Origin of the sequence: Arthrobacter sp. NtRootA1 (assembly GCF_019976975.1) — a bacterium.
GTDB classification, from domain to species: Bacteria; Actinomycetota; Actinomycetes; order Actinomycetales; family Micrococcaceae; genus Arthrobacter; species Arthrobacter aromaticivorans.
Genome location: NZ_AP024630.1, coordinates 4,486,570 through 4,498,581, shown reverse-complemented (window position 1 = coordinate 4,498,581; position 12,012 = coordinate 4,486,570). Strand labels below are relative to the sequence as shown.

8 protein-coding genes are annotated in these 12,012 nt (G+C 62.7%); 2 read left to right on the top strand and 6 right to left on the bottom strand.

The annotated features are described in order from the left end of the window. Nucleotides 1–34 precede the first annotated feature (34 nt). Both LDN90_RS20420 and LDN90_RS20415 read right to left on the bottom strand, forming a co-directional pair. The gene (locus tag LDN90_RS20420; protein WP_223946889.1) at nt 35–1,393 is read right to left on the bottom strand and encodes a bifunctional PIG-L family deacetylase/class I SAM-dependent methyltransferase; all 1,359 of its coding nucleotides are present in this window, start codon (nt 1,391–1,393) and stop codon (nt 35–37) included. Then, nucleotides 1,387–2,460, bottom strand: a complete 1,074-nt coding sequence (locus LDN90_RS20415) for an acyl-CoA dehydrogenase family protein (RefSeq protein ID WP_223946888.1) — start codon at nt 2,458–2,460, stop codon at nt 1,387–1,389. Before LDN90_RS20415 ends, LDN90_RS20420 begins: the two co-directional genes overlap by 7 nt. A 273-nt stretch (nt 2,461–2,733) precedes the next feature. Here LDN90_RS20415 and LDN90_RS20410 point away from each other — a divergent pair, with 273 nt between their 5' ends. Together LDN90_RS20410 and LDN90_RS20405 are read left to right on the top strand one after the other, a co-directional pair. Continuing rightward, nucleotides 2,734–5,055: a bifunctional SulP family inorganic anion transporter/carbonic anhydrase gene (locus LDN90_RS20410; RefSeq protein ID WP_223946887.1), complete on the top strand. Its 2,322-nt coding sequence runs from the start codon at nt 2,734–2,736 to the stop codon at nt 5,053–5,055. A 264-nt stretch (nt 5,056–5,319) separates the two neighbouring features. Further along, a complete protein-coding gene (locus LDN90_RS20405; RefSeq protein ID WP_223946886.1) occupies nt 5,320–5,916 on the top strand; it encodes a DUF1992 domain-containing protein in 597 nt (198 codons plus the stop codon). 107 nt (nt 5,917–6,023) lie between these two features. On the opposite strand, the gene LDN90_RS20400 is transcribed toward LDN90_RS20405, so the two are convergent. The 4 genes from LDN90_RS20400 to LDN90_RS20385 all read right to left on the bottom strand — a co-directional run bounded on the left by LDN90_RS20400 (nt 6,024) and on the right by LDN90_RS20385 (nt 11,993). Further along, nucleotides 6,024–7,346: an ammonium transporter gene (locus LDN90_RS20400; RefSeq protein WP_223946885.1), complete on the bottom strand. Its 1,323-nt coding sequence runs from the start codon at nt 7,344–7,346 to the stop codon at nt 6,024–6,026. Nucleotides 7,347–7,567: 221 nt separating this feature from the next. Next, nucleotides 7,568–8,827, bottom strand: a complete 1,260-nt coding sequence (locus tag LDN90_RS20395; protein ID WP_223946884.1) for an MFS transporter — start codon at nt 8,825–8,827, stop codon at nt 7,568–7,570. Between the two features lie 138 nt (nt 8,828–8,965). Next, nucleotides 8,966–9,697, bottom strand: a complete 732-nt coding sequence (locus LDN90_RS20390; protein ID WP_223946883.1) for a glutamine amidotransferase — start codon at nt 9,695–9,697, stop codon at nt 8,966–8,968. 115 nt (nt 9,698–9,812) lie between these two features. Further along, nucleotides 9,813–11,993: a transglycosylase domain-containing protein gene (locus LDN90_RS20385; protein WP_223946882.1), complete on the bottom strand. Its 2,181-nt coding sequence runs from the start codon at nt 11,991–11,993 to the stop codon at nt 9,813–9,815. Between the last annotated feature and the right edge of the window lie 19 nt (nt 11,994–12,012).

Below are 12,012 nucleotides of genomic sequence, written 5' to 3'. Positions count from 1 at the left end.
GCGACGCTCCGGATTTTTTGCCGCTCCGCGGCGGTCACAGCGTTTCACTCGGGGCAACAAGGATCTCCAGCATGAAGTCCTTTTCCCGGTAGATCCCATGCGCGGGCCACACAAGATGGCTGCGGGCCATTGCGTGCACCGCCTCTGCGTCCAACTGCCAGCCCGAGATCGGATGCCGCCAATGGCAAAGAAGCAGGGTGCCGCCGGGGCGGGTGGAAGCTCGAATCCGGTCCAGCAGTTCGATCAGTTCTTCCGGCGAAAGGTAATAGCCCGTCTCGGACAACACCACCAGGTCGAAGGTCCCTTCCGGCCACTCATCCGGCACAGTGAGGTGGCGGGCTTCGGCCGATGGGTATCCGGAGAGCCGCTGTCTTGCCTGGAGCAATGCCGTGCTGCTGGCGTCCACTCCAAGGAACTGCCGGCATCGCCTTGCGAGTTCCTCGCTGAGGGTGCCGATGGAACAGCCCAGTTCCAAGCCGGAATCATACGACTCCTTGGGCAAGGCCCCCAACGTCAGGGCCCGCTTGCGGCGTTCGTACCAACTGGAGGAGTAGTCCCACGGATCCTCTTCACGGGAGTGAACCTCGTCGAAGATCCGCTCTGCGTCTGCTGCTGTGTTGCTCCCCGCCGTGAATGGGTGCCAGGCGAAGGTCTCGAAGTGACGGGAAAAGTGCTCCAGGAAAGTCCCGGACAGCAGCGTCTCATCACCCGGCTGCTCGGACAACGGTTCCACTTGCGAGGCATGGGCGCCCATTGCCTTGTTCTTGGCTTCCCGCTCCGCCGCGGTTAACGGGACCCGTACCCATGACTGCCACGCGGCATCGCCGGGTCCTGCCCAGAGCCAATACCAAATGGGGTACTCCAGCAGGCCATGGCCTCCGGCGCCGGCAACCCTGGCTGCGATCGAGCCCAGGGTGTCGTGGTCTGTGTGCCCGTCCGAGCGGTAGGGCGCCACGATCACCACGTTGTCCGCCGGATGGCCTGACGTTGCTTCGCGAACCGCGTCTTCGATTCGATCTTCATGGGCGGCCAGCCGCCCGTCCGGCAGCTCCAGGAATTGCCACGCCGCGCTGGGAGCCAGCCCGGACACAGCCGTGTCGAACTCATTGAGCCTGACGGCGGCAAGCTGTTCCGGCGTCGTGGTTTGCGACTCCGGGTGCGAGGCTTCGCCGGCTGTGCAGAGCAGGAGCTTCACGCTTGCCCCGCTGTGGTGGAGCTTGGCAAGGAGGCCGCCGGCGCCGAGTGTTTCGTCGTCCGGATGCGCGGCGAGCACCACAAAGGCCATGCTTGTGAGCCTGCTTGCGTCGAGCGGCAATTCCGGCAAGGCAGCGACGCCGCTGGCCGCCCATTCCGCCTCGGTTGTTCCCGTGTCTGCGTGCGAGAAGCTCACCATCCGGCGTCCCCATCCAGAGTCAAGGCGCCCAACTGCGCGTCGTCGCGCAGGGCGTGGTGCTGGCGAATGTATAAGGACAGGTCCGCTATTCGTTTTCCGTACGCCTCGTTGAAAGCCAGCGGGCCCGGTCCGAGGTTCTGGCTCACAACCGTTAGGACACGTTCGACGGCGGCGGCAACAGTCCCGCGGACGCGCAAGGCTTCGCTCCAGGCGCTGGAGCCGTCCGCACCTGAATCGGCCAGGCCGCCGGCGTCGATCCGTTCGGCTGTTTCGGCCAGGTATCCGCCGACGGAGGTGAGGATCCGGTCCACCTCGCCCAGGGAAGCGAGGGCGATCTGGTCCGGGTTCCGGCCGTTTCCTACGCCCGCGGCCAGGGCTGCCCTGAAGTCACGGGCCATTGCCACGGCTCCGCCGAACCAGCACGAGGCCACTCCCATGCCACCCCAGGCGAAGCCGGGACGTTTGAAATACCAGCCCTCGTCGCCCACCGGTGCTGCCTTCACATGCTCGAACTGGACGGTGCCGCTGGGGATTTCCTGCAGGCCGCGGCTGGTCCACTTCGGGGTTTCGCACGATACTCCAGGGTCCTTCAGGCTGACGGCGAAGGCCGTCCTGCCGTTGCCTTCCGTGTGGGCTGTGATGATGGCATTGTCCAGTTGGGCGGCCAGCGAGCACCAGGGTTTGGCGCCGTTGAGTACGTAGTTTCCGGCAGGGCCGGTCTTGGCCTCGAGTTTCATGCCGTGGCCTTCGGCCGCGAAGACCCCCCACGTGCCTGTCTCGATTGCTTCGGAACCGGACTGGGCCAGGATCGCGAGGGCATCCAGATGGGGTTCAAGGACGCGTCCGGCGGCCACGTCCACAGCCGTTACGGACGCCAGGAGTTCCCAGAGCTTGGCTGTGTTGCCCTCGCCAGGTTTCGGGGCAGTGTGTCCTATCTCCCCGGCAATGGCCAACAGTTCAGGGATGTTACTCACGGCCGACCGGATCTCTTCGAGTACGGGTTCCAGGGCTTGAAGTTGAACGGACTCGGAACTGATGCGTACGGGATGGGCTTCGGGGTCGCTCATGGAGTCAAGCCTAAACTAAGGAGCCTTAGGTTATGGCAGGAGAGGCAAGAACGACGGCGGGAGGGGCCGATGCTTGGCATTGCGCCGAGCTGCGGCGGAGGTGAGCAGTGCGCTGGGTTTCCAACGAGTTCCGCCCGCGGAAAAGTTCCCATTGGTCGCCACATGACGCCGCCTGTTCACAAGTTTTGTCACAAGAATCACATCATCTTGTCATTTCACGTGACAAGATTTCTACGCTGGAAGGGTCAATGTTCCCGAGCCTTAGGAATTTCAGTGCCACAACCAAACGACTCCGCTTCCATCTCCACCGACTCCCACAGCCCGCCCGGAAAGAACCCGCCTGGCAAGAACCCGCTCGGCAACCCCCGCAAAGCCGGAAGTTTCCTCAGCAGCCTGGGCGCCGACCTCCCTGCGTCCTTGGTGGTTTTCCTTGTTGCGCTTCCCCTTTCCCTCGGCATCGCGGCAGCCTCCGGAGCGCCCGTCATGGCCGGGCTCATCGCAGCCGCCATCGGAGGCATTGTGGCGGGAAGCCTAGGCGGCTCCCCACTTCAGGTGAGTGGTCCCGCCGCCGGGCTGACCGTCGTCGTCGCCGGTCTGGTTGATGAGTTCGGTTGGCAGGTGACGTGCGCTATTACTGCGGGCGCCGGCGTCGTGCAGTTACTGCTGGGCATTAGCCGCGTAGGCAGGGCGGCACTCGCCGTTTCGCCGGTGGTGGTCAAAGCGATGCTGGCCGGCATCGGCATCACGATCATCCTGCAGCAGTTGCATGTGCTTCTCGGTGGCCAGGCGGCTGGGTCCGCCGTCGAAAACCTGACCGCACTTCCGGCCGCCATCACCAACGTGGAGCTGCACTCCGCCCTTCTGGGCCTGGCAGTCGTGGCCATCCTCCTCGCTTGGAAATATCTGCCCACCGCAGTGCGGAAGATTCCCGGCCCGCTGGCGGCGGTCGTCGCTGTCACCGCTTTGTCTGCAGCAGTTGCGCCCAGCGTCGAGCGCATCAGCTTCAGCGGTTCGCTGTTCGACGCCGTTGCCCTGCCAAGCTTGCCCGACGGCAACTGGCGTGCCGCCGTCATGGCAGTCATCACGGTAGCCCTGATCGCAAGCATCGAGTCGCTGCTGTCCGCGGTCGCGGTGGACAAGATGCACGCGGGCAGCCGGACCAATCTCAACCGGGAGCTCGTCGGCCAAGGCTCCGCCAACGTGGTCTCCGGAATGCTCGGCGGCCTCCCCGTGACGGGCGTGATCGTCCGCAGCGCCACCAACGTTGAGGCAGGCGCCGCGAGCCGTACATCCGCCATCCTGCACGGCGTGTGGGTCCTGGTGTTCTCGGCACTGTTCGCCGGTCTCATCCAGCTGATCCCGTTGTCCGTGCTCGCAGGCCTGTTGCTCGTCATCGGCGCCAAGCTCATCAAGGTCGCCGACATCAAGACCAGCCTCCGAACCGGTGACCTCCTGGTCTACGTGGTCACGCTGGCATGCGTTGTTGTACTGAACCTGCTCGAAGGCGTCATTATCGGCCTCGCGCTCGCGGCCCTCTGCGTGTTGTGGCGGGTACTCCGTGCCCAGATCCACGCCTATGCTCCCGCGGGTGAGGGGCTGCCGTGGCGCGTCACGATCGCCGGGTCCTGCAGCTTCTTCGCCCTCCCTCGGCTGAACCGCGTGCTTCACTCCGTGCCCGACGGACAGGACGCAGTGGTTGAACTCAACGCCGATTACCTCGATCACGCGTTCCGCGAGGCCCTGGTCGCCTGGCAGACGCAACACCGCTCCAGCGGCGCCTCGGTGCTGCTGGAGGAACACGGAACCACCGCTTTCACCGACGCCGCGGACAACACTCCCCAGCGCCAGGATCCACGCGAATTCCCGCTGCCGCCCAGGACTTCCTGGCAGTCGTCGCCTCTGGATGGTGCCCACCAGGAAGCGCACGACGACGGCGGGCAGCTTCCGCTGCGGTCGATCCTCCTTGGCATCGACAAATACCATCGACGCTACGCAGACAAGGTTCGTCCGCTGGTGCAGGATCTGACCGAGGGGCAGAACCCGGACACATTGTTTGTGGCCTGCGTCGACTCCCGGGTCAATCCGAACCTCATCACCAGCAGCGGCCCGGGCGACCTTCTGACACTGCGGAACATCGGCAACGTAGTGTGCCCTGATGGCCGGGATGCCTCGATCGACTCGGCACTGGCATTCGCGGTCAAGGGCTTGTCCGTGGACTCGATCGTGATCTGCGGTCACTCCAACTGTGGCGCGATGAAGGCTGTAATAGCCGACGCCGAGGGTGCGGCCGCGGCCTTGGGCCGGGGATTCGATGCCTGGTTGGAGCACGCCCGGCCGAGCTACCGCTCGCTGTTGGACGGTCATCCTGTCGCCCTTGCTGCCGAAGCTGAAGGCTACAGCCGGCTGGACCAGCTAAGCATGGTGAACGTCGCTGTCCAGCTCCAGAAACTCGAAGAGCACCCGGTTACGGGGCCGGCGTTGGCATCTGGGCAAGTGCAGGCCACGGGCTTGTTCTACGACATCTGCACCGCCCGGGTGGTCCTGGTCACGCCGCAGGGCATCGAGCAACTGGATCCGAGCATGGCCGTTCACTAGCCTGCCAGCTGGCGTGCGTTGGCCTCCGTTGCTTCATGACCAGCTTTGAGCTGACACTGGCCCCGACACGCCGATACCTGCGGCGTGTCGGGGCCGCTTGGCTGTCAAAAATGGTCGTGAAGCAACAGGGCTCCTTCCTGTGGGGATCTTTGGCTCGAGAGTAGCCGTCGGCCCTCCCCGTGGCCCCGCAAAGTGCGGAATACTGGAGCCGGGAACCACGATTTCCGGCAGGAGCGGACTGCCGTGCGAGGAGGTGGCGAAAACGTGAACGCGGAGAACAACGCCTTCAGGCGGAAGCTCGAGCGGGGCGCGGAATTGCGGGCCGTCCGCTCGTGGGGCGGCAACGCCGAGGAAGACGCAGAGCTCGAGGCGGCCGACGCAGAAGAGCGGGAGAAACGCCGGAAGGTGGACGATGCCGCGCGGGTCGAATATCTGATCCGGGATGCCATGAACCAGGGCAAGTTCGACAACCTCAAATACGCCGGCAAACCGATCCCGGGCTTGGGCGAGCACTATGACCCGGACTGGTGGGTCAAGGGCCTCATTCAGCGTGAACGACTTAGCGGGATCGGCCCACCAGCCATTCTGCTACGAATCGAGGACGCTGAACTCGACGCGAAGCTGGATCAGCAGTACACGGAAAAGCAGGTCCGCGACGTCCTGGAGGACTTCAACAAGCGGGTCGTCGAGGCCCGTCGCCAGCTTCAGGGCGGCCCGCCTGTGATCACCAAGCTGCGGGATGTTGACGCCGAGCTGGAACGATGGCGCGAGCGTCGGGCTGCGGCGTCTCCACCTGAGCCGGAGCCGGAGGAACCAATCAAACGAACGTGGTGGCAGCGGCTCTGGAACGGCTTCGGCTGAGCTGAATTTCTGCTGGATCATCCAGCAACGGTTCGCCCCCACCAAGCAGCGGACGACGACGGCACTCAAGTGCCGCCGTCGTCCGCCTGTTGCCTCAGTAGAATCCGTTAGGCGAAGCTGTCTTCCTTTGCCTGCTCCGACTCTTTTCGTCCACCCTTGATCAGCGACGACAAGTGCGCCTGCTGCTGGCGGAAATGCCCATGTGCTGTGAGGCCAAACTCGTAGGCCGATTCTGCGTGCTGGGTGAGGTCCACTCCGGTGACTTCGTGTTCGTGGGCCACACGGAATCCGACGGTCTTGTGAATAGCGCGGCCGATTACAAGGGTGCCCAGGCCCGAGATGGCGATGGTGAGCAGCACGGCTACTGTCTGCGCCACGAGTTGCTGCGCGCCGCCGCCGTAAAGGAGGCCACCGGCCACGCCTTCCGTGGGGAAGGCAACGAAGCCAAGGGAAAGCGTGCCGATCACACCGGCGCCGAAGTGCACGCCCACGACGTCAAGGGAGTCGTCGAAACCGAACTTGTACTTCAGGTCCACAAACACGGCACAGGCGGCGCCGGCAACGAGTCCCAGGCCAAGGGCCGCGAGCGGGGTGATGTTGGCGCAGGAAGGCGTGATGGCCACCAGGCCGGCAACAACGCCGGAGGCTGCGCCCAACGATGTCGGGTGTCCGTGGCGGATCTTTTCCGTGACCAACCAGCTCAGCATCGCAGCGGCAGGAGCCACCAAGGTGTTGACCCAGATCAGGCCCGCCTGCTCAACAGTGGTTGCAGCACCGCCGTTGAAGCCAAACCACCCGAACCAGAGGATTGCTGCGCCGATCATGATGAACGGAACGTTGTGGGGGCGGTGGTTGGGGTCCTTGGCGAATCCGTGACGCTTTCCCACGATTAATGCGAGGACGAAAGCGGCGGTACCTGAACTGACCTCAACTACGGCACCCCCGGCAAAGTCGATCACCTGGCCGAAGATCTGCGTGACGGCTCCACCTGCGCTCATCAAGCCACCGCCCCAGATCATGTAAGCCAGCGGGCAGTAGACCACTGTGACCCAGATGGGGACGAAGAGCGCCCAAGCGCTGAACTTGGCGCGGTCGGCGATGGCGCCGCTGATGAGCGCCACAGTGATGATGGCGAAGGTAGCCGCGAAGACTACCTTGAGGAGATCGGGCGAACCGATGAGGTCCTGGAGGCCGAAGTGGGCGAAGGGGTTGCCGAACAGGCCCAGGAAGCCGTCGCCGGTGGTCATCGAGTATCCCCACAGGACCCATACCACGCCAACAATGCCCGCAGAGATAAAGCTCATCATGATCATGTTGAGCGCTGCCTTGGCGCGGGTCATGCCGCCGTAGAACAGGCCAAGGCCCGGAGTCATGAAAAGCACCATTGCCGATGACAACATCAGCCAGACGTGTTGCGCAGAGATCTCCACTGCGTTCCCTTCTGATCAAGCCTGTCCGAAACGGGCCCCGTGTTGCACGGCCCTCACTACCCCCCGATCAATATTCGGTGAGCTATGTTTCCGACTCAGAAGAGCTAAGTTGCAGGTAAGTTACAGAAACCCCACGTTCGTGAAGATCACGTGACTGGCATGTTTCGGGAATGTTACCGGCGCTTCTCGCATGGTCATTTTCGCGGCGCTGCTTCGCCCGGTCATTTTTCGCGGGAGCCTGCCGGGTATCCGCCGCGCCTGCTGAAGACGATGATCGCCAAGGCAATGGCCGTTGGCAGCGCTGCGGCCAGCGGCACCAACTGAGCCCCAACCGTGGTCAGTGCCAAAGCACCGTAGCCGGCACCGACGGCGATCCCTAGCTGGATGGTCACTACCGTGAGGCCGTTGGCCGCATCCTTGTGCTCCCCGCCGGCTCGAAGGATTGCGGCCTGGTTGTAGATGCCGATCGCTCCGAAGGAAACGCCCCAGGCAACCATCAGCGCGAAAACCCCCACCCACGTGCCGCCCAGAACCGGCAGCAGCGCGAAGGCAAGGAAAAGAAGCCCGACGGCGGTAATCACCGAACGCCGGGGATGGGAATCGGCGGTCAGGCCAGCAATCCAGATCCCGACCAATCCTGAGATCCCCACCACAGACAGGGAAATGCCAGTGAGAGCCTCGGGCAATCCGGAGGCGAGCAGGAAAGGGGCAACATAGGTAAAGAGTGTGAAGTGTGCCAGCAGCAAGAGTGGCCAAGCGGTGGCCACGGCGATCACGCCCGGTAGCTTGAGCGCTGCCCGGATCGACGGCGGCTTGTGGGTGCCCGGATCATGCGCAGCAGGCAGGAGCCAGAACGCCAAAACTGCCAATAGGACGCCAACCCCGGCCAGGACCACGAAAGAAACCCGCCATGTCATGAGCGTGCCCATCAGTGTGCCAATCGGAGCCCCGACAGCCAACGCGATACTGGTCCCGCTGAAGACGACGGCCATGGACTTACCCACCGAGTGTGCAGGCACGATGCGTGCCACATAGGGCGCCATGCTCGACCACAACATGCCATGGGCAATTCCGCCCAGAAGCCTTGCGACGATGGCCACTTCGAGATTTGGGCTCAAGGCCAGCACGACGTTGCTAAGGGCGAAGGCAAGCACGGTCCCGATCAACAGGGTCTTCCGTGGGACGCGCCCGCCCAGAAGCCGGGACAAGGGAAGGGCCGTGAAAACGATGATCGCTGCATATGCTGCGGTCAGTGAACCTACAGCCGACTCCTCCACACCCAGATCCCTGCTGATCTGGGGAAGCAGCCCGGACGGAAGCAGCTCTGTGGTGACAGCCGTAAAGCCCGCGGCAGCAAGCACCAAAAGGCCGCCCCAAGGGATCTTGCTCGCTGCCCGGGTTTTCGCTGGGGTTGGCTTGGTCTTTCCTTTATTGGGTGTTGCGTGCATCTGGGTTTCGACCGCTAAAGGGTCCTGCTTCAAAGATTGCTCCTCATGGATGAATCACGTTGTGGGGCATGTTCGTGAATAGTCCTCTCAACGCTACCCAGCCAGCGGCGCGCGAGGGAGGCTCTGACAGAAACCCCTTTCTTCGGGCGCAGAGCAGGCCCCGCAAGATCCCTAGCGAGCGTAGAGTTCCGTGAAATTCCCCAGGACCCGCATGGGTTCCGTCACCGAGGCATGCTTGGCGGTTTCGATGAGCTCGTCGGCAGCGTCCGGCGGAAAATAGCCTGCGTCCTTGTAGATGTTAATCCTGGTGACGAGGCCATCCACGTCCAATTCCGGGTGGAACTGTGTGGCGTAGAGATTCTTCTTGATGCGGAACATGTGCACTGGGCAGGCTGCGGAACTCGCGAGCAACACAGCGTTTTCCGGCAGTTGGCTGCAGGCTTCCTTATGCCCAACGAACGCTTCGAAAGTGTGAGGCAGGCCTTTGAGCAGGGGATCGCGCTCCCCGTCTGCGGTCAGTTTGATCTCCGTAGCACCGACCGGCTCGCCGTAGCGACGATCGATGATGGCTCCCTGATGAACACCCAAGGTTCCAACGCCGTAGCAGGCACCCAAGAAGGGGAAGTCCTCGGCCACGATGCGATCCAGGAGGGCTGAAAGTTCTGCTTCGACGCGAAGCTGGGTCTGACTCTTCTCCTCCATGGGGTCGCTGGAAGTGTAAGGACTGCCGCCCACGATCACGCCGGAGTAGTCGGCCAAGTCAACGGCTGGCAATGGTTCCGCCTCCAATCTGAAGCGGACCAATTCCTCAGCCCGCAGCCCGCAGTACCGGAGGTAGGCCTGGTACTCGTCATCCGCTGCTGCGTCTTCAGCACGGGTGGCCAACAAAAGGAAGGGCTTCACAGGCCTAGTCTGCGGGAGGAGCGACTGGCTTTCAAAGTCTTTCTGCCTGCTGGCCTGCTTTGCGCCCCAAGACCCGGGATTAGCGCGCAGACCGGGCCCCGCAACGCAGACCCACTCAGCGAGGTGCGGCCGGTGACGTGCTCGGGCCAGGGGAAGACGGGGGAGGCGGCGGGTTGAAGGCACCGCTCGGATAGAGGGCGGTGGCCTGCATCATGTAGTTGGCCCATTGCGGCCCGGCAATCATGTAGCCGTCCAGTGACTTGTAGAACTTGCCATTGATGGTGACGTTTTGTCCTGCCCGCTGTTGTCCGGCGGACGTGTCGCCAAAGAATGAGGCTGTGGCGAGCCGGGTGGTGAATCCGGCCACCCAGGTTGCGCCGTTGTTGTTCGAGGTGCCGGTCTTTGCCGCCACCGGGACCTGGTTCTGGACTTTGGGTTCGATGTAGACGCCGGATCCGAGCTTGAGTACGTCCTGCAGGACCGCTGTGACTCCCCGGGCCACAGCCGGTTTCACAGTCTCCTTGCATTCAGGGGTTTGCGCTGGGTACTTCCTGCCCTGTGAGTCGCTGATGTCGGTGATGGCGATTGGTTTGCAATAGGTGCCATCGTTGGCGAATGTTGCGTAGGCGCTGGCCAGCACAACGGGAGCGACGCCGATGGACCCCAGGAGGTTGCCGATCTGGTGCATGTTGATGGGGGCGTTGTCCAGGCCGCTATGCAAACCAACCGCGTCTACCATTTTTTGGATGCCGCAGAAATCCAACTGCGCCGCAGTAGCGAATGTGGCGGTGTTAATGGAGTTGTAAAGGCCGTAGTTGATGGGCATTGGGCGGTAGTAGCCCTCGTCGTTGTTCTGCAGGTCATCATCTGCGCCGAGGTTTTGTGCCTTCTGCGCAGTGCTGTATCCACCCAGCACCTTTCCGCAGCTGGATCGCCAGGGGAAGCCAACAGGGTAGACACGCCGGGAAGCATCCACCACGGCAGTGGGCGATTTGCCCTCGTTGAGCCACTCCGCGAAGATGAACGGCTTCATGGTGGAACCGGGTTGGAAGCCGCCTGCACCGTTGAGGTCAAGGCCGTTTTCGTCCTTCGCATCCACGCTGAAGTTCAGCTGGGTATCAAACTTCCCGTCCTGGGGAACAAACACCGTGTTTTGGGCCATGGACAGGATTTTGCCTGTGCCCGGTTGCACGGTTGTCATGGCAGCTCCCCACTTGTCCGGGTTTGCGCCAGCGGAGGCATCCACTTGTACTTGGGCCGCTGCCTGCAACCGGCTGTCCAAGGTGGTGGTGATCGTGAGCCCGCCCCGGTAGAGGAGCCGTTCGCGATCCTCCATGGTTGCACCGTAGGCCTCATTGTTCATGATCAGGTGGGACACGTAATCGCAGAAGTAGATGGCAATGGAGGCGCCCGCGCAGCCTTGCAGGGACGGGGTAATTTTCAGCTCGACTGGTGAAGCTACTGCCGTGTCATGGTCTGCTTGCGTGATCTTGCCCTGTTCGAGCATCCTGTCCAGTACCAGGTTTCGTCGATTGAATGCTGATTCCGGCGCGGTTGTGGGGTCATAGATGCTGGGCCCGTTCACCAGGCCGGCCAAGAGCGCGGCCTGCGGCAAAGTCAGGTCCTTTGCTGACGTGCTGAAGAAGTATCGCGAAGCAGCCTCGATGCCATACGCGTTCCGGTTGAAGAACACGATGTTCAGGTACCCCTCAAGGATTTGGTCTTTGCTGAAGCGTTTTTCAAGCTCCAAGGCGAGCTTGATCTCACGGAGCTTGTCGCCCAAGGACTTGTCCCCGCTGAGCACCACGTCCTCTGGCCGGCCCTGCGAGAGCCGGGACTCGTTCAGCACGTTCGTGACGTATTGCTGCGTCAGGGTGGACGCACCTTGCCTGGTTCCCTTGGTCACGTTGGATGTCAGTGCGCGGATGATGCCCTGGGCATCAACTCCCGGATGCTCGTAAAAGCGACTGTCTTCGATGGCAATGATCGCCTGGCGAATGAAGGGGGACATCTGGTCCAGCGGAACCTTCACCCGGTTTTCTGCATAAAACGTGGCGATGTGCTGCCCATCGGCAGTGACTATGTTGCTGGAAAGGGATGGCGAATTAACATCCAACTGGCTGGGCAGGCTTTCGTAAAAGCCGATGGAACCGCCCATGGTTGTGCTGGTGAACTGAACCACCGGCACCATGAAGCCGCAGATCAGCACCCCGCAGAGGGCGCTCACGAAGAAAAACCCGAAGATCCTCAAAAGGACCTTGCCAAGACCTAACCGTGGACCCTTGTTCCGCGCCATTTCGTGCCATTCCGTCGAG